This is a genomic window from Actinomadura rugatobispora, assembly GCF_055379765.1.
This window is the reverse complement of the sequence record NZ_AP029191.1, coordinates 10,511,219-10,535,196: the sequence shown is the minus strand read 5'-3', so window position 1 is coordinate 10,535,196 and position 23,978 is coordinate 10,511,219. Positions and strand designations below refer to the sequence as shown.

The 23,978-nt window shown below is 72.9% G+C and carries 14 protein-coding genes; 4 read left to right on the top strand and 10 right to left on the bottom strand.

The features are described 5' to 3' along the window. The first annotated feature begins 125 nt into the window (after positions 1-125). Positions 126-1,289 (top strand): acyl-CoA dehydrogenase family protein, encoded by a 1,164-nt coding sequence (locus ACZ466_RS46990; RefSeq protein WP_378284960.1) that lies wholly within the window; start codon positions 126-128, stop codon positions 1,287-1,289. On the opposite strand, the gene ACZ466_RS46985 is transcribed toward ACZ466_RS46990, so the two are convergent. The 6 genes from ACZ466_RS46985 to ACZ466_RS46960 form a co-directional block, all read right to left on the bottom strand. Continuing rightward, entirely contained in the window at positions 1,286-2,515 is a 1,230-nt protein-coding gene (locus tag ACZ466_RS46985) for a cytochrome P450 (protein ID WP_464041982.1), read from the bottom strand. The genes ACZ466_RS46990 and ACZ466_RS46985 overlap by 4 nt on opposite strands. Further along, positions 2,512-3,090: a GTP-binding protein gene (locus tag ACZ466_RS46980; protein ID WP_464041981.1), complete on the bottom strand. Its 579-nt coding sequence runs from the start codon at positions 3,088-3,090 to the stop codon at positions 2,512-2,514. The genes ACZ466_RS46985 and ACZ466_RS46980 overlap by 4 nt, the downstream gene beginning before the upstream one ends. 34 nt (positions 3,091-3,124) lie before the next feature. Further along, positions 3,125-3,484, bottom strand: coding sequence for a DUF742 domain-containing protein (locus ACZ466_RS46975; RefSeq protein WP_378293530.1), 360 nt, complete (start codon positions 3,482-3,484; stop codon positions 3,125-3,127). Continuing rightward, positions 3,481-3,894, bottom strand: coding sequence for a roadblock/LC7 domain-containing protein (locus ACZ466_RS46970; RefSeq protein ID WP_464041980.1), 414 nt, complete (start codon positions 3,892-3,894; stop codon positions 3,481-3,483). The genes ACZ466_RS46975 and ACZ466_RS46970 overlap by 4 nt, the downstream gene beginning before the upstream one ends. 146 nt (positions 3,895-4,040) lie before the next feature. Next, positions 4,041-5,648, bottom strand: coding sequence for a sensor histidine kinase (locus tag ACZ466_RS46965; protein WP_464041979.1), 1,608 nt, complete (start codon positions 5,646-5,648; stop codon positions 4,041-4,043). A 277-nt stretch (positions 5,649-5,925) separates the two neighbouring features. Continuing rightward, the gene (locus ACZ466_RS46960; RefSeq protein WP_378279592.1) at positions 5,926-6,867 is read right to left on the bottom strand and encodes an endonuclease/exonuclease/phosphatase family protein; all 942 of its coding nucleotides are present in this window, start codon (positions 6,865-6,867) and stop codon (positions 5,926-5,928) included. A 510-nt stretch (positions 6,868-7,377) separates the two neighbouring features. Here ACZ466_RS46960 and lexA point away from each other — a divergent pair. Continuing rightward, complete coding sequence (gene lexA, locus ACZ466_RS46955) at positions 7,378-8,040, top strand: transcriptional repressor LexA (RefSeq protein WP_378279590.1); 663 nt, start codon at positions 7,378-7,380, stop codon at positions 8,038-8,040. Positions 8,041-8,044: 4 nt separating this feature from the next. Here lexA and ACZ466_RS46950 read toward each other — a convergent pair whose 3' ends face one another. From ACZ466_RS46950 to ACZ466_RS46935, 4 genes are all read right to left on the bottom strand, one after another. Continuing rightward, a complete protein-coding gene (locus ACZ466_RS46950; protein WP_378279601.1) occupies positions 8,045-8,416 on the bottom strand; it encodes a helix-turn-helix domain-containing protein in 372 nt (123 codons plus the stop codon). 1,025 nt (positions 8,417-9,441) lie between these two features. Continuing rightward, positions 9,442-10,830 carry an AAA family ATPase gene (locus ACZ466_RS46945; RefSeq protein ID WP_378279587.1) on the bottom strand — a complete coding sequence of 463 codons (1,389 nt, stop codon included), beginning with the start codon at positions 10,828-10,830 and terminating at the stop codon, positions 9,442-9,444. Positions 10,831-10,958: 128 nt separating this feature from the next. Then, positions 10,959-20,510 carry a type I polyketide synthase gene (locus ACZ466_RS46940; RefSeq protein ID WP_378279586.1) on the bottom strand — a complete coding sequence of 3,184 codons (9,552 nt, stop codon included), beginning with the start codon at positions 20,508-20,510 and terminating at the stop codon, positions 10,959-10,961. Positions 20,511-20,534: 24 nt separating this feature from the next. After that, positions 20,535-21,554 carry an acyltransferase domain-containing protein gene (locus ACZ466_RS46935; RefSeq protein WP_378279584.1) on the bottom strand — a complete coding sequence of 340 codons (1,020 nt, stop codon included), beginning with the start codon at positions 21,552-21,554 and terminating at the stop codon, positions 20,535-20,537. A 228-nt stretch (positions 21,555-21,782) separates the two neighbouring features. Between ACZ466_RS46935 and accD the strand changes: the two genes are divergently transcribed. Together accD and ACZ466_RS46925 are read left to right on the top strand one after the other, a co-directional pair. Then, on the top strand, positions 21,783-23,498 hold the full coding sequence (gene accD / locus ACZ466_RS46930) for an acetyl-CoA carboxylase, carboxyltransferase subunit beta (protein ID WP_378279582.1): 1,716 nt from the start codon (positions 21,783-21,785) through the stop codon (positions 23,496-23,498). Next, positions 23,495-23,977: an acetyl-CoA carboxylase biotin carboxyl carrier protein gene (locus ACZ466_RS46925; RefSeq protein ID WP_378279580.1), complete on the top strand. Its 483-nt coding sequence runs from the start codon at positions 23,495-23,497 to the stop codon at positions 23,975-23,977. Before accD ends, ACZ466_RS46925 begins: the two co-directional genes overlap by 4 nt. Position 23,978 lies beyond the last annotated feature (1 nt).

Here is a 23,978-nt window from a genome sequence, read left to right as displayed (position 1 = left end):
TCCTCACCTGTGCCGCTGCGACCTTATCCGCGGCGGCGTCCGAGGGTTGCCTCCCTCGAAGGGACTGAGTACCGTCTACTAGGTATCTAGTACCACACCGCCCTCCCCGACCCCGAAGGACGCCCATGCCCGCCACCGGCTTCGATCTGTTCCGCATCTCCGACGACCACGAGGCCGTCCGGGACGCCGTCCGCGCGGTGGCCCAGGACAAGATCGCCCCGCATGCCGCGGAGGTCGACGAGCAGGCGGTGTACCCCCAGGCCGCCCACGACGCCCTGATCGCCGCGGACTTCCACGCGCCGCACGTCCCCGAGGAGTACGGCGGGGTGGGGGCGGACGCCCTGGCGACGTGCATCGTCATCGAGGAGGTCGCCCGCGCGTGCGCGTCGTCCTCGCTCATCCCCGCGGTGAACAAGCTCGGCAGCATGCCGCTGATCCTGGCCGCGTCCGAGGAGGTGAAGGCCAGGTACCTCCCGCCGCTGGCCCGGGGCGAGGCGGGGTTCTCCTACGGGCTGTCCGAGCGCGAGGCCGGGTCCGACACCGCCTCCATGAAATGCCGGGCGGTCCCCGACGGCGACGACTGGATCCTGTCCGGGCACAAGGCGTGGATCACCAACGCCGGGGTCTCCGAGTACTACACCGTGCTCGCCGTCACCGACCCCGACGGCAGGCGCGGCTCGAACGTCAGCGCGTTCGTCGTGGAGAAGAGCGACCCCGGGTTCACCTTCGGCGCTCCCGAACGCAAGCTCGGCATCAAGGGCTCACCGACCCGCGAGCTGCACTTCGACAACGTCCGCGTCCCGGGCGACCGGATGGTCGGCTCCCCCGGCGAGGGACTCAAGATCGCGCTGCGCACGCTGGACCACACCCGGGTCACCATCGGCGCCCAGGCCGTCGGCATCGCGCAGGGGGCGCTGGACATCGCCCTGGACTACGTCAGGGAGCGCAAGCAGTTCGGCAAGGCCATCGCCGAGTTCCAGGGGCTCCAGTTCATGCTGGCCGACATGGCCACGGCGGTCGAGACGGCCCGCCAGATGGTCTACGTGGCCGCCGCGAAGTCCGAGCGCGGCGACGACGACCTGCCCTTCTTCGGCGCCGCCGCCAAATGCTACGCCTCCGACGTCGCCATGCAGGTGACCACCGACGCCGTCCAGGCGCTCGGCGGCGCCGGCTACACCCGCGACTTCCCGGTCGAGCGCATGATGCGCGACGCCAAGATCACCCAGATCTACGAGGGCACCAACCAGATCCAGCGGCTGGTCATGGCCCGGCACCTGCTCCGCGGCTAGGCGTCCGGGCGGAAGCCGGCCGGGGTGAAGCGGACGGGAAGGGCGGCCAGGCGGCGGACCCAGAACGAGGGGACCCATTCCAGCTCGTCGGGTTTGACCGACAGTTCGATGTCGGGCAGGCGGTCCAGGAGCACCTCGACCGAGGTCCTGGCGATGATCTCGGCGAGCTCGGGCACCGGGAAGGGACACCCGTGCTCGCCCTGCCCGAAGGACAGATGGGCCCGGTTGCCGGCGTCCTGCCCCGGTGAGATGGGCCGCACCGCGGGATCGGCGTTGGCCGCCGAGTACCCCATCACCACCATGTCCCCCGCGCGGATGGTGTGACCCCCCAGCTCGCAGGCGTGCACGGCGAAACGGCCGATGACGTTCTGCTGCGGCGTGTCCTCCCACAGCACCTGGTTGAGCGCCTGGGACACACTGCCCCGCCCGCCCTGCAACGTCATCGCGAACCGCTCGTCGACCAGCATCAACCGCAGCGTGTTCCCGATCCAGTTGCTGGTGGGCAGATGCGCCGCCGCCAGCAGGATCACGATGTCGTGGACCACCTCATCGGCGGTCAGCCCGGCCGGGTGGGCCAGCATCCTGGAGGTGATGTCGGGCCCCTTGTGCACCCTGCGGTGCTCCACCAGATCACCCAGACGCCCATGCAGCCGCTGGAACGCCGGGATCGCGTTCTCGTCCGAGCCCGCCGAATCGGCGATGTCGGTGATCAGCGCCGGCACCTGGGCCTCGGGCAGGCCCAGCAGCCGCGCGAACACCAGCGGCGGGATCGGATCGGCGTAACCCTCCATCAACTCCGCCTCACCGTCCCCGGCCAAGGCATCGATCAGCCCGTCGGTGACCTCCTCGCTCAGCACCGCCAGCTCGGTCCGGTCGATCGCGTCCAGCGCGTCGCTGACCACCCCGGCCCGCCGCTGGTGCTCGGCCCCCTCGGTCATCCACATCGCCGGCGACCACGCCACATACGGCATCAACGGCCAATCATCGGGAATCCGGTCCCAGGCGTTCCAGCGGCGGGTGTCCCGCGCGAACAGACCGGGATTGCTCGCCACATGGTTCAGCTCCCGGTACCCGATCACGAACCAGGCCGGCAGATCACCCTCCAGCAGCACCGGCACCACCGGACCGTACTCACGCCGCAACCGCTGATACAGCTCCAACGGCCGCTCATTGAACTCCTCCCCATAAAGACGCACCGCGTCCCCGCCACCGATTCCCTCGTTCACTGCACGGCCTCCTGCAAAGCGGCTGGGTCATTGAGCCCGACAAGATGCCGGACAAGGGTGATCAGCACGTTCTTGCTCGACTCCCGCGACCGGGCGTCGCACTCGACAAGCGGAATGTGGGAATCCAGCGACAACGCCTCGCGGACCCGCTCCAGCGACGGCTGCGAGCCCGGACCCGAACCCGGGCCGGGGTCCTGGAACCGGTTGACGGCCACCACGAACGGCATCCTGTGATGCTCCAGCCGGTCCAGCGGATAGAAGGAATCCTCCAGACGGCGGGTGTCCACCAGCACCACCGCGCCCAGGCTGCCGGAGAACAACTGGTCCCACAGGAACCAGAACCGCTCCTGCCCCGGCGCCCCGAACAGATAGAGCACCCGCTGCGCGTTCAGCGTGATCCGGCCGAAGTCGAACGCCACCGTCGTGGTGCTCTTGTGCGCGACCTGGCTGGCGTCATCGATCCCCACGCCCGCCTGCGTCATCGTCTCCTCGGTGCTGAGCGGGCGGATCTCACTGACCGAACCGACCAGGGTGGTCTTCCCGACACCGAACCCGCCCACGATCACGATCTTCAACGCCTCCCGCGCCGTGCGAGGCAACGGGACCGCGTCACAGACTTTGGAGTCCAACGAGCACCTGCTTCAACGTGTCCATGTCGGCCACACGCGCCGCGGCGGCCGAAGAGGGATGGCGAACAGAAATGTGACCGGTGTCGCGCAGATCCAGCAGCAGAATCTTCACCACACTCACCGGAAGACCCAGATGGGCCGACAACTCCACGACCGCCACCGGCTCATCCCGGCACAGCCGCAGAATCGTCACGTGCTCGGACTGCATGCCCGGCGCGGCGTCGCTCTCGGCGAGGATCAGACTGACCAGGTCCAGACCCTCTTCGTCCACCCGGCTGCGGCCACCGGTCACGATGTAGAGCCGGTCGGGATCCTCCCGATCCAGAGCACGGGCATTCATGCCGGCGTGCCATGACCCGCCGAACGCGGCGCCGCGGTCAGATACCCACCGATCTGCTCCACCAGCTCATTCATACTGTGCCCGACCAGACCCACATCGGCGTCCTCACCGGCCAGCACCGCCAAGTGCGCCCCCTCCCCCGCCGGCACGATGAGCAACACCCCACCCGAGAACTCCACCATCGACTGGCCGGAACCGACGCCGTCGCCGAACTCATGCGAAGCGGTCAGAGACAGGCTCTGGATCCCCGCGGCGATGGCCGCCAGCTGGTCGGCGCTGTCGTCGTCCAGGCGGTGGGTGTGGCAGATCCGCAGACCGTCCCTGGACAGCACCAATACGTGCTGGATGCCCGGAGCCCGGTCCACCAGACCCGCCAGAAGCCAATCAAGTCGATGCTCATCGGTGTTCATCAAGATCACGGGGCCGCGACCAGCGGACGCTGCACCCCTGCCTCCTCATCTGTCGTTCCTCCGGCCGGGCTGAGGTCCCGGGACCGGTACACGCCGCCCACCCCGAAACGGGGGGAGGCCGCGGGTGGACCGCAGGGCCGCAGGCCCTACTGGTCGAGATCTGCGGCGGACGTGCCGTCGCTGTCGTCGTGGGTTCCGCCCGCGCGGGTGCGGCCCTCAGCGGACTGGCGGAACGCGGCGAACCGCACCCCCGGGTCACGGGGCTTGGGAGCGGGGCGGGGCGGCTGCTCGATCGTCGCGGCGAGGGTCGCGCCGCGGCGGCGCTTGGGGAGGTGCGCGTCATCCGCGCCGGTACGGACGGCGGCGCGGGCGCGGCTAGGCGAAGAGGTAGCGGACGACGCGGCGGTGCCGACCCCAGGCGGCATGTCCAAAGCCGTCTCGTCGGAGGCACGCGTGATCAACCGCCGCGGAATCAACACCACCACCCCAATGCCACCCCGCGAAGACGGGCGAAAACTCACCGTCAAACGATGCTTGCCCGCCAACCGGCCCACCACCGCCAAACCCAGCCGCGTCCCAGGAAGCGTCGTCAGATCCGCCGCCTCCGCCACCAGCCGCTCCGCACGCTCACGCTCACGCTGCCGCATCCCCAGCCCACTGTCCTCGATCGTGACCACGACACCGGCATCCTCCTCCTCGGCATACACATGCACAGCCGTCCCATGCGGCGAGAAGTTCGCAGCGTTGTCCATCAACTCCGCCAACGCATGCATCACACCCTCGGCCGCGAACCCCGCAACGGCGGCGTTGCTCGTCGAGTGGTACTGAACACGCTGGTACGAGGCGATACGCCCCATCGCCCCGCGGATGATGCTCTCCAGCACGATCGGCTTGGTCCAGCGCCGACCCGACCGCCCACCACTGAGCAACGCGATGCTGTCGGCCAAACGCCCCATCTGGGAAACGTGATGGTCAAGGTCCAGCAGATCACCGAAGAACTCATCCTCGTTGTACCGATCCTCCAACTCACGCAACTGAGCGAGCATCCGCGTCGTCTGCGCCTGAATCCGCGCGGCCGCACTCGCCGCCGCCGCCATCGCCGCAGCCCTGGTCCGCTCACTCACCACCAGCGCCTCCGCCGTCTCCCGCAACAGGCGATCCAGCGAAGCATGCGGAAGAGCGGGCAACTCGGCAAGCGCGGTCGAAGCCGAAGCGCGATCCCCATGAATCCGCTCCACCAAGGCCGGAAGCGTCTCCTCGGCCAGCCGCACCACCGCCCGATCCAAAGACTCCAACTCGCCACGCGCCACCGCCGCATCACGCTCACCCGACGCCACACCCTCAGCCACCACATGCACCAAACGGCCCAGCAGATGATCGGGAACAGCCTTCAGATCAGCCAGAGTCTCCTGCGGCGACGCCCCCGCACGAAGCCGCCCGATCAAATCAGGCAACGGCCCATCGACCAACTCACGCAACCGCCTCTCCAACCGGTCATCGTCGCTCTCCCGGTGGGACACCCAGGTGCGAAGCCCGCGCGCGTACTGGACGTGGTAGGCCGCGACCGCGACCGCGAGGCTGACGATCAGCGCTGCCAAACCGCCGACCGCGGCGATCAGCGCGTCGATCCGGTCCGCGATCAGGAGCATGCCCAGCCAGGTGCCACCGGCGACGATCACCGCGGCCAGCCAGACCCCGAAGGCACGTTCCAACGCGGCTCGTTCGACCACCGGCCGGCCTGCTTGTGCTGCCATCCATCGCGTCCTTCTGGGCATGGCGCGACGAGGCGCGCACGACTCTCGCCACACGGCGAACATAACGGAATTGAAGTCCGGTGCCGAGGAACAATAACGCTCTTCGGCACGACCGGGCACTCAAGCTTCGATTTTCTCCGAACACACGACATTGGGCGCGCACCCACCGAACACGGTTCGCTTGGCGTGCCGGGCGGACGAACGCGTCACGAAGGCCGGAACGGGACGACCGGCAACGGCCTCGCCGTGTCCGGATGTGGTCCGCGGCGACCGATCGTCAGGGCAGGCGCAGGGCGGCGAACACAGACCGATGGTCCGTGCCGGGCAGGGAATGCACGCTGAAATCCCGCACCGCCATCCGGCGGTCGGCGAGCACGTGGTCGAGCGTCACCTCCGGGACGTCCCACCACCGCTGCGGCCAGGTCGGTATCAGCGCCTTCCCCCTGACGTCGGCCGCGTCGCGGTACCCGCTGTCCAGCAGGTCGCGCAGCGGCCGGTGGTCCAGGGTGGAGTTGAAATCGCCCGCGAGCACCGTGAGCCCGCCGCCCGCTCTCGGCAGCGCCCTGAGCCCCTCCGCCCAGCAAGGCGTGTCGTGCACGTCGCTGGGAGAGCAGGGGTGGACGGAGACGACCTCGACGCGCCTGCCGCCGGCGTGTGCGAGCGTGGCCCGCGCCTGCCGGAAACCACCGAGTTCGATCACCGGCAGTTCGGTGAGCGGGTGACGGGCGTAGATGCCCGAGCCCTGCGGGTCGACGGACGAGCGGTCGACCGCGTACGGCAGGAGCCCGCGCAGTCCCGCCCTGTTCAGCCGCTCGGCCGCCTGCGGGGTGAGTTCCTGCACCGTCAGCACATCGGGCCGGAGAGTGCCGACCAGCTTCACCAGTGCGGCCACGTCGGCCTGTCCCACCGCCAGATTGACGCCGAGCACCGCCAGCCGCGCTCCACGCGCTTCGGGGTTGCCGTCAGGCAGGAGCCTGGGCAGAACGACCGCGGCGAACGCGATGGCCGTGACGCCCGCCGTCACGGCCGCCGCCGTGCGGCGCAGCCCGAGCGCGAGGATCAGCGGCACCACCGAGCCGGCCGCCGCGTAGGGGGTGAAGGCGACCAGCGACACCCAGTGCCAGGTGGGCGTCCACCCCGTGACCCTCAGGCTCGCCCATGCGGCGAACGGAACCACCAGCAGCCAGAGGAGCGCACTGATCCACCCTGATCGGCTCATGGACGATCACAATAGACAGACCGGAAACGCCGCTCTTTTCGTGAAGCCTGGCCGGCCGCTCCCGGGGCCGTGCGATCCCGCCCTCACGCGTTCTGATTCACGCGGACGGCGCCGTGGCGACCGCCGCCTGGAGCGCCCTGGCCGATCACCGCGCTCCAGGCCGCCCGCGCGCAGGGCGGCCCGGTGAAGGTGATCAGCCGCGTCCGCGACCACCTCGGCGAACTGGCCGTCCCGCTCGATCGCGCCGGCCGGGCACGTGATGACGGGCGACCGGGCGACGCCGCGGCGCTCCGCCCTGGCCGTCGCCTCACGCGGGCCCGAGCAACTCGACGTCTTCTGGGTGCGTCCCGACCGCCGTGTCGGGACCGACTGGTGGATGCCCGAACGGGTCCGCGTGCACGTCCGGGTCGTCAACCTGCCGGGCGAGAGCCTCACCGGGGTCGGTTCCCAGAGGCGGGCCGAAGCGGCGTCCGGGCTCCGGTGTCAGCCGGTGCCTCTACACTTCCATGGGTGACCGGACACGATGATCTTGATGTTTTCGAGGGCCTGGACGCCTCGGCCCTGCCCCCGCGCCAGCAGCGGATCCTGGTCACGATCCGGGACTGGGTGGTCAGGTACGGCTATCCCCCGAGCACGCGCCAGATCGGCGACGCCGTCGGGCTGCGGTCGTCGTCCTCGGTGTCCCGGCACCTGGCGAGCCTGGAGGAGAAGGGCTTCCTGCGCCGCGGGTCCGCGATGTCCCGGCCGATCGACGTGCGGATGTTCCTGAACGAGAACCCGGCGCGAGAGCCCGCCGAGGAGTCGGTGACCGTGCCCGTGGTCGGCCACATCGCCGCCGGCACCCCCATCTCCGCCGAGGAGCACATGGACGACACTCTGTCGCTGCCCCGCGAGCTCACCGGGCGCGGCACCGTCTTCGGCCTGCGCGTCCGCGGTGATTCGATGATCGACGCCGCGATCTGCGACGGCGACATCGTGGTGGTCCGGCAGCAGTCCGAGGCCCACTCGGGCCAGATCGTCGCCGCGATGATCGACGGCGAGGCCACCGTCAAGGTGTTCCGGCGCCGCGGCGGCCACGTCCTGCTCGAGCCCCGCAACCCCGACTACGACGTCATCGACGGCGACGAGGCCGTCGTCCTGGGCATCGTCGTCTCGGTGCTGCGCAGCGTCTGAAGCCTCAGCCGACCGGTCCGCGGGGTGCGGTGGACGCGCCTTCGAACACCCGGCGCAGCCCGATGCGCCGCACCCTGAGCTTGCGATAGACGATCGTGAGGTGCTGCTCCACGGTGCTGACCGTGACGTGGAGCTTGTCGGAGATCTCCCGGTTGGTATGTCCGGCGGCGGCGAGGGCCGCGACCCGGCGCTGCGCGTCGCTCAGCTCGCCGAGCACGGTACCGACGGCGGGGCCCTCGTCCTCCGCGTCATCGCCGGTCCGGCCGGGCCGTACATCGGTGCCGCACTGCTCGGCCAGCACCTGCGCGCGGAACGCCAGCGTCCTGGCCTCGTCGGAGTCGCCGAGGCGCTGCCGCGCGTCGCTCAGATCGGCCATCGTCCAGGCCAGCCCCAGCCGGTCACCGGAGTCCTCCAGCAGGAGCGCCGACTCGTCGAGCAGCGCCGGATCGCCGCCGCGCGCCGCGGCGAGGAAACGCAGCGCGTGCCCCCGGGTCCGATGATGCCCGGGTGCGGTCAGGGCGAGCTGCTCCTCGACGAAGCGGGCGGCCGTCTCCGGATCGCCGAGCAGAAGGTGGGCCCGCGCGGCGCCGAGGCGCCAGAGGGCGAAGGTGGGGAAGAAGATCCCCCACTCGGCCATCATCCGGCCGCACAGTTCGAACTCGTAGAGCGCCGCCTGCGGGCGCCCCACCGAGAGGTAGTACCAGCCGCGCGCGTAGAGGTAGTGCAGTCCGCACGGCGTGTGGAACATCCCGTCCGGCACGGGGAGGTCGAGCAGCGTTTCCGCCTGCCACTCGTCGCCCCTCGCCGTCGCCGACAGCACCGCCGCGGACAGCGGCAGCCCGATGGCGATCCCCCAGCTCTGGGCGGGCAGGATGCCGAGCGCGGACCCGGCGTGCCGCTCCGCCGCCAGGAGGTCGCCCTGACGCAGGCTGATCATGGCGTGCGTGGCCGCGAACAGGGCCTCCCAGGTGGGACTGCGCCTGGCCGCGGCCTCGGCCCGGAGTGAACCGCACCAGGACGCGGCCTCGTCCAGCCGCTCGCCGTACATCAGGATCGCCAGCGCCGCGAGGAGGGGGAAGAGGCTGTCGTCGTCGAGGTGGGAGCGCTCCAGAATCCCGTCCGCGAGGGAGACGACGGCGGCGTTCCCGTCCATGAACTCCGAGGACGGCGCCATCGATTCCCGGATCCGCACGTTCACCGACGTCGAGAGCGTCCGCTCGGAATCCAGCGGCTGCTCCTCGCCCGCCGGGGACACGCCCACCATCAGGCCCGGGTGGAAATAGGAGAACCAGCACCCCAGCTGCCTCGTCATGGAGGGCGGGACCGCGTTCCTCTGGTCGCGGACGTTCTCGATCAGGTCCTGCACCTCGCCCGCCCTGCCGTGCCAGAACAGATAGGTGATCAGGGCGTGGACGTCGTCACCGGACAGCCGCCCCGCGCGGGCCGCGGTGGCGAGTTCGGGCAGGGAGCCCAGGACGCCGCAGGGGTCGAGGCGCCATTCCGCGCGGGCGAGCGCCGCGGCGATCGCGGAACGTTCCGCTTCGTCGCCGCTCCGCCGGTAGGCCGACCGCAGGTGCCGGATGCCGCCGGGTCGTCGCTGGCGAGGGCGAGCGCCGCGGACTCGCGGAGCACGCGGACCACCCACGGGTCGTCCATGGAACCCGCCGTGACGACGTGATCGGTGACGTCCGTGGCCGGTGCGCCGTCCCCGTAGAGGATCTCGGCCGCGCGCCGGTGCAGCGTCGTGCGGGCCTCGGCGGTGATGCTGTTCTCGACGACCTCCCGGACGGCCTCGTGCCGGAACCTGCTCCGGCCGAACAGTCCCGTGTCGGTCAGGGCCCGCAGGCCCTGCGCCGATGACGCGGGGTCCAGGTCGGCCAGGCGTCCGAGCACGGCCGGGGAGGCCTCCGCGTCCAGGACCGCGGCGGCGCGGGCGACCTCGATGACCGGTGGATCGTGCTGGCCGAGGAGGCTGAGCACCGCACGGCCGAACGCGTGGCCGGCGCCGATCTCCGCCGCCGCCTCGTGGCCGGCGGCGGAGTGGCCGGCGGCTGCGTGGTCCTCGATCAGCGCGTGCACCAGCAGGGGCAGGCCCGCGCTCAGATCGTGGGCCGGGGGCGCCAGCCGCCGGGCCGCCCGGTCTCCGAAGTGCCGGGAGAGCAAACCGGCGACCTCGGGCACCGACAGCGCCTCGAGCCGCAGGCGGCGGGCCGTGGGGTCTCGGAGCAGTTCCCGCTCCAGCGGGGATGGCACGTGCCACGGCTGGCCGCTCTCGGTGAAGACGGCCATCACCCGTGTGGCGCGCAGGCGTCGCAGCAGGTACAGCAGGGACCGCTGGGACGGCTCGTCGGTGAAGTGGACGTCGTCGACGGCGAGCACCACCGGCCGGCGCCTGGCGTGATCGTGCAGGGTCTGCCACAGCCCGTGCAGGCTGGGCGGGTCCATTCGTCCCGGACCTGGGCCAGGGCCCGGCGCCTCGTCGGCCGCCCCGTCCAGGGGCCCCGGGAAGGGCCAGAGCGTCTCCTGGATCGCGCTCGCGCCGGGAACGTCGCACTCCCGGAAGAGCTGCTCAAGCACCCCGTAGGGGACGTCCCGCTCGGACCTGGACGCGGTGGCGCCGAGAAAAAGCGCTCCGGAATCGACGGCCCATTCCGTGAACGCGCGCAGCAGGGCCGTCTTTCCCGTGGTCACCTGACCGCTGACGACCGCCACTCCGCCTCGGCCGTGCCGACAGGCGGTGAAGACCTCACGAAGGGCGGCGAACTCCTCGTCCCGGCCGACCAGTCTCACTTCCACCCTCCCTTCACCGAATTCCCGGGGACGGCCGAATAATTCCGGTTCCGCGTGATCACGTTCCGCGACTGAATCATTGCACCGGGCCGGAGGAGGGTCAAACAACGCTATGCTTTCACGGCCTTTCAGCGTGTAGTTTCATCCCGGCTGACATGCGGGTTCCGGCCTGTCACGGGGCGGTGGGCCGATGCCCGATCGTCGGCGCCTCGCCGACTCGGGGCGGGCCGGCCAAGATCTGCCGCCCCGGCGCTCCGCGGTATTTTTACCCCGCTTGACACCGGGAGTGCGAGCGTCCCGCGAAATGATCTTCTCATTCCGGCCGGATGGATTCTCCCACCATCGTCCATTCGGTAACCAATTGAGAAACGTTCTGCCAATTCTGGTCCCGGCTGACGTTCACCTCCGGGCGCCCCGGCCCCCGTCTCCGTCTCCGCGTCCGCCGCCGAGTCGCCCAGCGTGGTGAGCAGGTGCCGCGTGAGGTCCTTCGGGGTCGGGAAGTCGCTGGTCACGCTGGCGCGCAGGCGGACGCCGGTGGCGGCCGTCAGGCGGTTGCGAAGCTCGACCGAGGTGAGCGAGTCGAACCCCAGCTCCTTGAAGGCCCGGCCGGGCTCCACCAACTCCGGGCCGACCTGACCGAGGATCGTCGCGGCGTGCGCGCGGACCAGATCCATCAGGGCGGTCTCCTGCTCGTCCTCGGGCATGCCCGCCAGCCGCCGCGCCAGCGACGCGTCGTCCTGGGCTTCGGCGCCGTCCGAAGCGGCGCCGCCGTTCCGGCCGTTCGGCGTCGCCGCCCGCCTCGCGCCGGCTCGCGGGACGGCGCGGACCAGGCCGCTCAGCAGCGGCGGCACCGCGCCGTGTTCCCGCAGCGCCGCGGCGTCCAGGCGCATGGGCACCAACGCCGGCCGCCCCATCATGAGGGCGGCGTCGAACAGGGCCAAGGCCTCGCCGGTCGGCAGCGGTGCCATCCCGGACCGCCGCATCCTCGCGACGTCGGCGTCGTCCAGGTGCCCGGTCATACCGGTGCGCTGCTCCCAGAAGCCCCACGCGAGGGAGCACGCGGGCAGGCCGAGCGCGCGGCGCCGCCGGGCGAGCGCGTCCAGCAGGGCGTTCGCCGCCGCGTAGTTGCCCTGCCCCGCCTCGCCCAGCACTCCGGCCGCCGAGGAGAACAGGACGAACGCCGCCAGGTCCTGCCCGGCGGTGAGCTCGTGCAGGTGCCAGGCGGCATCCGCCTTCGGGCGCATCACGCGCTGGAGCCGCCGCGAGGTCAGCGACGAGGTGACGGCGTCGTCCAGCAGGCCCGCCGTGTGCACGACGGCCGTGAGCGGGCGGGCGTCGGGCACCTCGGCCAGGAGGCGGGCCACCGCCCGGCGGTCGGCCACGTCGCAGGCGGCGACCGTCGCCTCGGCGCCCAGCTCGGCGAGCTCGGCCACCAGGTCCGCCGCGCCCGGCGCGTCCGGTCCGCGGCGGCTGGTCAGCAGCAGGTGCCGGATCCCGTGGCCGGTCACCAGATGGCGGGCCAGCAGGCCGCCCAGCGTCCCCGTGCCGCCCGTGACCAGCACGGTGCCGCGCGGATCCAGCGCTCGCGGCATGGTCAGCACGATCTTGCCGATGTGCCCGGCCCCGCTGAGGAGCCTGAAGGCCTCCGGCGCGCGCTGGACCTCCCAGGTCGTGCGCGGCAGCGGTTCCAGCGCCCCCCGCGCGAACAGGTCGAGCAGCTCGCCCAGCGCGGCGCGGACGCGGTCCGGCGGGACGGCCGGCAGGTCGAACGCCTCGTACCGAACGCCCGGATGGACCGCCGCCACCCGCACCGGGTCGCGGACGTCGGTCTTGCCCATCTCGACGAACCGCCCGCCCCTGGGCACCAGCCGCAGGGAGGCGTCCGTGAACTCCCCGGCCAGCGAGTTCAGCACCACGTCCGCCCCGCCGCCGGCCGCGAACCGGTCCTCGAACTCCAGCGATCGCGACGAGGCGACGTGATCGTCGTCCAGTCCCATCTCTTCCAGCGCGTGGCGCTTCCCCGGCCCGGCCGTCCCGAACACCTCGGCGCCCAGGTGACGGGCCAGCTGGACGGCTGCCATGCCGACCCCGCCGGTGGCCGCGTGGACCAGCACCGACTCCCCCGGGCGCACCCCGGCGACATCGACCAGGCACAGGTATGCGGTGAGGAACACGACCGGAACGGAGGCCGCCTGCTCGAACGACCAGCCCTCGGGCACGGGCGCGACCAGCCGCCGATCGGTCACGGCCTTGGGGCCGAACGCCCCCTCGAACAAGCCCATCACCGAGTCGCCCGGGGCCAGGTCCGTCACGTCAGGACCGACCTCCAGGACGACGCCCGCGCCCTCCTTGCCGATGGGCTCGTCCGATGCGCCGTCGAGCAGGCCCAGCGCGAGCAGCACGTCCTTGAAGTTGACGCCGGCCGCCCGCACCGCGACGCGCACCTGCCCCGAGGCCAACGGCGCGGACGCCTCCGGGGACGGCAGGAGCGCGAGGTTCTCCAGCGTGCCCGTGCTCGTCACGTCGAGCCGCCAGGCCGTCGCGCCCTCGGGAGGGATCAGGGCTTCGCCCGACGCGGCCCCGGCCAGCCGCGCGGCGTGCACCTCGCCGCCGCGCACGGCCAGCTGCGGCTCTCCCGTCGCGACCGCGGCGCGCAGCGCGCTGCGGGACGCGTCATCGTCGTCGACATCGACCAGGACGAACCGATCGGGGTTCTCCGACTGGGCCGAGCGCACCAGCCCCCAGGCGGGCGCCTGTGCCAGCCCCTCCGCGTCCACTTCTACGCCCTCGTCGACCGCGACCGCGTTTCGTGTGACAAGGGCCAGCCGGGACGCGGCGAACCTCTCATCGGCCAGCCATGCCTGCACGAGGTCGAGCACGCGCTGCGTGATGTCATGCGCCGCCTCAAGAGGGGACCCGGCATCCCCTCCGGGACACAGGGCGAGCACGGTGTCGGGCACCGCAAGCCCTCCGTCGACGGCCTCGCCCAGAGCGGCGAGATCCGCGAACGCCGGGGCATCAACGGCGTCCAGTTCTTCGTCCAGGACGGCCAGGCGGGCGGAGGGCGAGGACGGCGGGCCGGTGATCGACGTCCAGCCCATGCGGAAGAGCGCCTGGAACCGCTTGTCGGCGCCCCGCAGGCTCTCCGTCGTCGCCTCTCGCAGGTCCAGGCCGCCGATCGTGCAGACTGGCGTGCCCGCCGCGTCGGCGGCCTCGATCGTCACCCCGCCGCCGTCCGCCGGGGCCATCCGCACCCGGAGCACCGACGCGCCCTCGGCGTGCAGAGCGACGTCCGTCCAGGAGAACGGCAAAAGCATCCGGCCGTCCTCGGCGGACGGGCCGAACCGCAGCCACGCGTGCAGCGCGCTGTCGAGAAGCGCGGGGTGCAGGCCGTAGGCGTGCGCGTCGTCCCGGGCCTCTTCGGGAAGGGCGACCTCGGCGAACAGGTCGTCCCCGAGACGCCACGCGGCGCGCAGCCCGCGGAAGGTGGGGCCGTACTCGTACCCTCGGGCGGCCAGCCGATCGTAGGCGTCGCCGACGTCGACCCGCTTCGCGTCCGGGGGCGGCCAGGCGCCCGGCTCCACCGGGGACGCCGATGACGGCCGCGCGCCCTCTCCCCCACCCCGGTGCGGGACGGGGGCCAGCAGCCCGTCCGCATGCCGCGTCCACGGCTCTTCCGGTGCCGCGTCCTCGGGACGCGAGTGGACGCCCACGGACCGGTGGCCCGCGCCGTCCGGGTCCCCCACCGACACCCGGAGCTGGACGCCTCCCCGCTCGGGAAGCGGCAGCGGGGCCTCCAGCGTGAGCTCCTCGAGCCGCCCGCACCCCACCTGCCGGCCGGCCCGGATCGCCAGTTCGAGGAAGGCCGTCCCGGGCAGCAGCGCCGTGCCGTGCACCGCGTGGTCGGCCAGCCAGAGAGGGGTCCGCGCGGCCAGCCGCCCCGTGAACAGCATCCCGTCGGGCGGCAGCCCGACGGCGGCACCGAGCAGCGGGTGCTCGGCGGGGGCCAGGCCCGCGGAACCGAGGTCCAGGGCGGGGGACGGCGGTTCGAGCCAGTAGCGGCGGCGCTGGAAGGCGTAGGTGGGCAGGTCGACCCGTGCCGCGGAGGGGAACACCGCCTTCCAGTCGACCGCGGTCCCGTGCGTGTGGGCCTGCGCCAGTGACGTCAGGAACCGGCCTCGCCCGCCCTGGTTCCGGCGCAGCGACCCGAGCGCCACCGCCCCGCCGCCGTGGTCGTCGGCGGCGTCCTGAACCCCGGCCGCCAGCACCGGATGCGGGCTGACCTCGATGAAGACGCGGTACCCGGCGTCCATGAGGGCGCGGGCGGCCGGTCCGAACCGGACCGTGTTGCGCAGGTTCTCGAACCAGTAGTCCGGGCCGAGGCGCGCGGTGTCGATCCGCTCCCCGGTGAGGGTCGAGTAGAACGGGACGTCGGACGGCCGGGGCGTGATGCCTGCGAGCAGGTCGCCCAGCCGTTCCTCCAGCACGGCGACGTCGGGGGTGTGGGACGCGTAGTCCACATCGATCCGGCGGGCGTCCACGCCGTCGGCCTGGCACGCGGCGATGAACGCGTCGAGCGCGCCGGGCGCCCCGGCGACGGCGGTCGAGCGCGGCCCGTTGATCGCGGCGATGTGGATCCGGTCGTCCCACGGCGCGGGCCGCCGCCGGACGTCGGTGGCGGAGAGCGGCACCGACGCCATCCCGCCGGTCCCGGCGAGTGCGGTGATGGCCCGGCTGCGCAGGGCGACGACCTTCGCGGCGTCCTCCAGCGACAGCGCTCCGGCGGCGCAGGCCGCGGCGATCTCCCCCTGCGAGTGGCCGACCACCGCGTCCGGCTCCACGCCATGGGCGCGCCACTCCGCGGCCAGCGACACCATCATCGCGAAGAGGACCGGCTGCACGACCTCCACCCGCTGGAGCGACGGCGCGTCCGGCCCGCCGCGCAGCACGTCGATGAGGGACCAGCCGGTGACGGGGTCCAGCGCCGCGGCGCACTCCTCGAACCGACCGCGGAACGCCGCGGAGGATTCGAGCAGGTCCAGCCCCATTCCGGCCCACTGCGAGCCCTGGCCGGGGAACACGAACACCGTGCCGCCGCCGGTCGCGGCGCCCGTGACCAGGTTGGGCCGGGGTTCACCGCGTGCGATGCCGTCCAGCCCGGCGAGCAACTCGGCCCGGTCCGCGCCGACGACGACCGCGCGGTGCTCGTGGCGCGGGCGCGTGGTGGCCAGGGAGAACCCGATGTCGGCCGGGCTCGCCCCGGGTTCGGCCTCAGCGAACTCCCGGAGCCGGGCCGCCTGCGCGGGCAGCGCCGACCCGCTCCGCGCCGACACGACCCAGGGGACGGGCCCGCCGGCCGTACCGTTCTCGGCCGCCTCAACGCTCTCGTCGGCAGGCGCAGCCTCGACGATGAGGTGCGCGTTCGTCCCGCTGATCCCGAAGGAGGAGATCGCGGCCCGGCGCGGACGGCCGCTCTCCGGCCACGGGACCGTCCGGGTGAGCAGGGACACGCCGCCCTCCGACCAGTCCACGTGCGCCGTGGGCTCGTCGACGTGCAGGGTGGGCGGGAGTACGCCGTGGCGCATCGCCTGCACCATCTTGATGACGCCGCCGACGCCCGCCGCCGCCTGGCTGTGGCCGATGTTCGACTTCAACGAGCCGAGCCACAGCGGCCGGCCGGGCTCCCGGTCCCTGCCGTAGGTGGCGAGCAGCGCCTGGGCCTCGATGGGATCGCCAAGGGCCGTGCCCGTCCCGTGCGCCTCGACCGCGTCCACCTCGCCCGTGGACAGCCCCGCGTCGTCCAGCGCCTGCCGGATGACCCGTTCCTGGGACGGCCCGTTGGGAGCGGTCAGGCCGTTGCTGGCGCCGTCCTGGTTGATCGCGCCGCCGCGCACGAGGGCGAGGACGGGATGCCCGTGGCGCCGCGCGTCGGACAGGCGCTCCAGCACCAGCAGGCCCACGCCCTCGGCCCAGGCCGTGCCGTCCGCGCCGGCCGCGAACGCCTTGCAGCGGCCGTCGGGGGCGAGCCCGCGCTGCCTGCTGAAGTCGACGAACATGCCCGGGGAGGGCATCACCGCGACACCGCCCGCGAGCGCCAGCCCGCAGTCGCCCTGCCGCAGCGCGCGAACGGCCAGATGGATCGCGACCAGCGAGGACGAGCACGCCGTGTCCACCGTGACGGCCGGGCCCTGGAAGCCGTGGACGTAGGCGATCCGGCCGGAGGCGACGCTCGGGGTGGCACCGGTCAGCAGGTAGCCGCCGAAACCGTCGTTCCCCCCGCCGGACTCGTGCAGGCGCGGACCGTAGTCCTGCGCCATCGCACCGACGTAGACGCCCACCGGGCGCCCGGCATCGCCCAGGGCGGCCGGATCCAGCCCGGCCCGTTCGAGCGCCTCCTGCGACGATTCCAGCAGGAGACGCTGCTGGGGGTCCATCGCGGTGGCCTCGCGGGCGTGGACGCCGAAGAACTCGGCGTCGAACTCGTCCGCGTCGTGCAGGAACCCGCCGTGCCGCGTGTAGGAGGTCCCGGGCCGGGTGGACTCGGGATCGTACAGCTCCGCCAGGTCCCAGCCACGGTTGCCGGGGAACTCCGAGATCGCGTCCGTGCCCTCGGCGACCAGCCGCCACAGGTCGTCCGGGCCTCGCACGCCGCCGGGGAACCGGCAGCTCATCGCCACGACGGCGACCGGCTCGTCGGGTGCGGGGCGGGCCGGGCCGGGCGCCGCCTGCCCGGCCCGCCCGCCGGTCGCCTCACTCCGCAGGTGATCGATCAGCGCCGTGGGCGTCGGGTGGTCGTAGACCAGCGCCGTCGGCAGCCGCAGTCCCGTCGCCTCCCGCAGCCTGGTGCGGAGTTCGACGGCCATGCGGGAGTCGAGCCCCAGGTCCTTGAACGGACGCCGCTCGTCGACGGACTCCATGTCGTCGTGCCCCAGCACCGCCGCCACGTTCGCGCGCACGAGGTCGCGCATGTCGACGTCGCTGGGCTCTGCCCTTTCCGGGGGCGCCGTCCCGGGGGGCGTTGTCGCGCGGTCTTCATGCAGCCAGTGGCGCCTGCGCTGGAAGGCGTACGTCGGCAGGTCCACTTTCCGGGCGTGCGGCCCGAACACGGCCTCCCAGTCGACGTCCACGCCCCGGACGTGCAGCCAGCCCAGCGCGGCGGTGACCGACCGCACCTCGGCCGTCGCCTCCGGGGAGGTGTCCAGGGACGGCGCGAAGGCGCAGTCCGCGCCCGTGACGTTCTCCTGGCCCATGACGGTGAGGCCGTGGCCGGGGCCGACCTCCAGGAAATGGCGGGCCCCGAGGCCCTGCAGCGTCCTGACTCCGTCGGCGAAGCGCACCGGCAGGCGGACGTGGTCGATCCAGTGGTCCACCGAGCACAGCCGTTCCGCCGTCGCGATCTCCCCGGTGACCGTGGACACCAGGCGCGGGCCGCTCGGAGCGTGGAAGTCCACCTGGCCGGCGGCCTCGCGCAACCCGTCCAGGACGGGCGCCATCAGCGGGGAGTGGAACGCGTGGCTCACGTTGAGCCGCCGGGTCCTGCGGCCGAGCCGTTCGAAATGCGCCGCCACCTCCACCGCGGGGGCCGCCTCACCGGAGACCACGACCGAGCTTGGACCGTTGACGGCCGCGATGCCGAGCCGCGCCCGGCCGCCCCCCAGCAGCGGGCGGACCTCGTCCTCGGAAGCCTGCAGCGAGATCATCACCCCGCCTGGCGAGAGTTCCCGCATCAGGCGCCCGCGCGCTGCGACCAGCGTGCACGCTCCGGCGAGCGTGAGGACGCCCGCGACGTGCGCGGCGGCGAACTCGCCGACGGAGTGGCCGGCCACGAAATCGGGCTCGACGCCCCACGACTGGAAGAGCCGGTAGAGCGCGACCTCGACGGCGAACAGGGCGGCCTGGGTGTGGTCGGTGCGATCCAGGAGGCCGGCGTCGGCCGAGTGGTCCTCGGCCCAGACGACCTCGCCGAGCGGGCGGTCCAGCAGCGGGTCCAGTTCGGCGCGGACGGAGTCGAAGGCCGCGGCGAAGGCCGGGAAGCAGCCGTACAGCGCGCGTCCCATACCCGGCCGCTGGAAGCCCTGGCCGGAGAACAGGAAGGCGAGCCCTCCGCCGATCGTGTCGTCCCGGACCACGTTCGCGGCGGGCTCGCCCTGCGCCAGCGCCCGCAGCCCGGCGAGGAGATCGTCGCGGTCGTCGCCGACCACCGCCGCCCGGTACTCGAAGGCCGTGCGCGAGGTGGCGAGGGAGAAGCCGACGTCGCCGGTGTCCAACGCCGGTTCGGTAGAGGCGAACTCCCGCAACCGGTCGGCCTGCGCCCGCAACGCCTGCGCGGATCGTCCCGAGACCACCCACGGCGCTGGACGGGGCTCGCCCGTTCTCTCCTCCGCCGGGGTCCTTGTCGTCGCGGGTTCGGCTGCGGGCGGTGAGGCCAGCACCAGGTGGCAGTTGGTCCCGCCCATCCCGAACGACGACACACCGGCCACCGGCGGCCGCTCGGGCGACGGCCACGGCCCCGCCTCGGTCTGGACCCGCAGTCCCCAGTCCGCCAGCGGGATCCGCGGGTTGGGCCGCTCGAAGTTGAGGCTGGGCGGGATCTCCCCGTTGCTGATGGCGAGCGCCGTCTTCAGGAATCCGACGATGCCCGCGGCACCCTCCAGATGGCCCACGTTCGTCTTCGCCGAGCCGACCGGCAGCGGGGCGCCGGCCGGCCGGGAGGAGCCGAGCACGGCGCCGAGCGCCCCCGCCTCGATCGGATCCCCCACCGGGGTCCCGGTGCCGTGCAGTTCGACGTACTGGACATCGACCGGATCGACGCCCGCGTTCCGGTACGCCTCCCGCAGCACCTCCTCCTGGGCCCGCCGGCTCGGCACCGTGAGCCCCTCGGTGGCGCCGTCGCTGTTCGTGGCCCCGCCCCGGACGACGCAGTAGACCGGATCACCGTCGGCGAGCGCCCGGGACAGCGGCTTGAGCACCACCGCCCCGCCGCCCTCCCCCCGCACGTAGCCGTTGGCCCGCGCGTCGAAGGTGTGGCAGCGCCCGTCCGGGGACAGCGCGCCGAATCGAAGCGAGCCCAGGGTGCTCTCCGGGGCGAGCATCAGGTTGACGCCGCCCGCCACGGCCAGGTCGGTCTCGCCGCGCCGCAGGCTCTCGGCGGCCAGGTGGACGGAGACCAGCGACGAGGACTGCCCGGTGTCCACGGCCATGCTCGGCCCGTTCAGGCCGAGGGCGTAGGAGATCCGGTTGGCGATGATGGAGCGGTGCACCCCGGTCATGGTGTGCTCGGAGACGGCCGCCGGTCCCTGCCGGTAGGTGCGGGCGGCGTAGTCGTCCCAGACCGCGCCGACGAACACGCCCGTCCCCGTGCCGTGCACCGTGCCGGGGGCGATGCGGGCGTTCTCCAGGGCCTCCCAGCTCAGCTCCAGCATGAGCCGCTGCTGCGGGTCCATCGCGGCGGCCTCGCGCGGCGAGATCCCGAAGAAGTCCGCGTCGAAGGCGTCGACCCGTTCGAGGAATCCGCCCCGGCGCACGCCCGTGTGCTCGGCGAGGTCCCGGAGGTCCCGCCGGTCGTCCGGGGGCTCGCCGACGGCGTCGGCGCCGTTCCGGAGGAGCCGCCAGAATCCGGCCGGATCCGGGGCTCCGGGGAGGCGGCAGGCCAGCCCGATGACCGCTATCGCATCACTCACTGTCGTCGCCCTCCAAGACGGTGTTCACGAACGGACGGCGTCCCCGTCGATGTCGTGGCCCTCGGCCGAGATGCGCTCGGCCGCGTTCAGCACCGCGGCGCGGTCGCCGGCCGGGTCGCCCGCCCTGGCCGGGAGCATGGCGGTGACGGCGCTGCGTCCCGAGGTCACCGCGGGCCGGCGCCGTGCCAGCGCGCTGAGTCCCTGCCCCGGCCCGGCCTCGACCAGGAGGTGGTCGCCGCCGTCGAGCATCCGTTCCAGCGTCGGCCCGAAGAGCACGGGATCGACCGGCTGGCGGGCCCAGAAGCCGGGATCCCGGGCGTCCTCGGGTGACAGCACGGCACCGAGGTAGGCGGAGTAGACGGTGAGCTCCGGAGCCCGGAGTTCCGTCTCCTTCCAGGCAGGGGCCGACCTGTCCACCGCGCCGGACAGGAGCGGGCTGTGGAAGGCCTGCCGTGCCTTCGCCATGCGGCACGTGCGGCCGTCGGCCCGCAGCCGGCGCTCGGCCTCGGCGAGCGGCCGGGCCGGCCCGGCGAGCAGGACCTGGCGCGGGGCGTTGACCGCGCCGACGGAGACCTCCCCGGACAGGTAGGGCTCCACCTCCTCGCGCGACGCGGCCACCGCCAGCATCCCGCCGGGCGGCGTGCCTGCGATCGTCGTGATCCGGTCCATCATGAGGCGCGCCCCGTCCGCGAGGCCGAAGACGCCGGCCAGGACCGCGGCCGACAGTTCGCCCACGCTGTGCCCGAGCAGGGCGGCGGGCCGGACGCCCCAGCTCAGGACGGTTCTGCCGAGTGCGTAGTTCAGCGCGAACAGGAGCGGCTGCGCACGCGTCACGTCGTCGAGTAATTCGGGTGGGCCGCCGGACAGCCAGTCCGCCCTGATGCTCGCGCCCTCCTCGCCCCACAGCCGGAACACCGTGTCCATGACGTCGGTGAAGACGGACATGTGCCCGTACAGCCCGGCGCCCATCAGCACCTGCTGCGAGCCCTGTCCGGGGAAGAGCAGCGCGACGGGCCGCCTGGCGTTCTCCTGCGGGTTCGGCATGGCGGTTCTTCCTGTGTTCGGGCTCGTCGGGGGGTGTTCCGGGCGGTCGCGGTCGTGGCGATCCTGCCGATGGCCGATCGTGCCGGTGGCGTCTCAAGGACGGGTTGAGGACGGCTGGACGCGGAGCGGACTCCGGGGTCGCTGGATCGAGGCTCGAACCATCCCTGAGCCGGGGCTGCCAGTTTCGGGGCCGGATATCAGTTCGCGACATTCCTCTGGAGTCCCGTGATGACCCAGACCTCTCCTTCCGCGATCGCCGACTGGGTCGCCTGCCGCAGGTGCAGAACGCCGGTCTACGGCAAACGCTTCACCCGCGACCTGTGCGTGTGCCCGGACTGCGGGCACCATGCTCCGATCACCGCGCCGCGGCGGCTGGAGCAGCTGCTCGACGAAGGGTCGGCCGTGCCGCTGCCGTCCCCGCGCACGCCGGAGGACCCGCTCGGCTTCGTGGACACCGCCCCCTACCGGGAGCGGCTCCGCCTGGCCCGGGAGAGCACCGGGCTGGACGAGGCGGTGATCTGCGTGCGGGGCACGATCGAGGAACGGCCGGCCGTGGTCGCCGCCATGGACTTCCGCTTCATGGGCGGGAGCCTGGGCACGGCGGTCGGCGAGCGGATCACCCGCGCGGCCGACGCGGCCCTGGCCGACCGGGTGCCGCTCGTGCTGGTCACTGCCTCCGGCGGGGCGCGCATGCAGGAGGGGATCCTCGCCCTCATGCAGATGGCCAAGACGGGCGGCGCCCTCGCCGAGCTGGACGAGGCCGGGGTGCTCACCGTCTCGGTCATCACCGACCCGACGTACGCGGGGGTGGCCGCGTCGTTCGCGACGCTGACCGATGTGATCATCGCCGAGCCCGGCGCGCGCATGGGCTTCACCGGCCCCAGGGTGATCGAGCAGACCATCGGGCAGCGGCTGCCCGACGACTTCCAGACCGCCGAGTTCCTGCTGGAGCACGGCCTGGTCGACGACATCCGCCCGCGGGCCGAGCTGCGATCGACCCTGGCGCGGCTGCTGGCCTTCCACGAGGACGGGCAGGGCGCGCGGGACCAGGAGCCGCGCCACCGGGAGGACGGCACGGCGCGCGGCGATCCGGCCACGCGGGCCCCCGCGGCGCCTTCGCCGCGCGAACCGGTGGAGAACATGCGGCAGGCACGGAACATCGACCGCCCGACGACGCTCGACTACCTCGCCTACATGGCGGACGGCATCATCGAGCTGCACGGCGACCGGATGTCCGGTGACAGCCCGGCGATCACGGGCGGTCCCGCCCGGCTGGACGGGCGGCCGGTGATGGTGGTCGGCCACCAGAAGGGGCACAGCACCGCCGAGCTCATCGCGCGCGACTTCGGCATGCCGACCCCCGACGGCTACCGCAAGGCGGCGCGGCTCATGCGGATGGCCGCCAAGCTCGGGCTCCCCGTCGTCACGTTCATCGACACGCCGGGCGCCCACCCCGGGATCGAGGCGGAGGAACGGGGCCAGGCGATCGCGATCGCGGAGAACCTGCGGCTCATGGCGCGGCTGCCCGTCCCGATCATCGCCGTGGTCACGGGCGAGGGCGGCAGCGGGGGCGCGCTCGCGCTGGGCGTCGCGGACCGGGTGCTCGCCTTCGAGTCCTCGATCTACTCCGTCATCAGCCCGGAGGGCTGCGCGGCGATCCTGTGGCGGGACCGGGCCAGGGCGGCCGAGGCCGCGGCGGCGCTGCGCATCGACGCCGGCGCGCAGCTGAGCCTCGGTGTGGTGGACGGGGTCATCCCCGAACCCGAAGAGGGCGTCCAGGGCGACCCGATGCTCGCGGCCGAGCGGCTGGGGGCGGCGCTGACGGCCGCGCTGGACGAGCTGTCCCCGCGCCCGGTCGAGGCGCTGCTGCGCGACCGGCGCCGCCGGTTCCGCGGGATGGGCGCGGCGCCGGCGGACCGTGATCAGGAAGGTGGGGCGACGTGAGCGCCGAGAGCATCATCGACGAGATCATCCGGCGGGCCGAGGCGCTGGCGCTCGAGGCCCGCCGGCCTCTGCGCCGGATCAAGGTGCAGGCCGAGGACGTGACGGTCGAGCTGGAGTGGCCCGTACCGGGCGCGAACGGCGAGTACGCGGAGCCCGTGGCCGCGGAGCCCGCCGCGCCGATCCCCGCGGACTCCACCGACTCCGCCGACACCACGTCCGGCTCCGACGGCGAGCTGATCCATATTTGCGCGCCGCTGGTCGGGACGTTCTACCAGGCGCCCGGCCCCGGCGAGCCGCCGTTCGTCCGTCCGGGCGACGTCGTCGAGCCGGGGCAGCAGGTCGGGATCCTCGAGGCCATGAAGCTCATGAACGCCATCGAAGCCGAGCAGGGCGGCCGGATCGTGGAGCTGCTCGTGCCGAACGACACCGCCGTCGAGTACGGGCAGCCGCTCATCGCGCTCGCCCCGGCCGGCGGCTGAC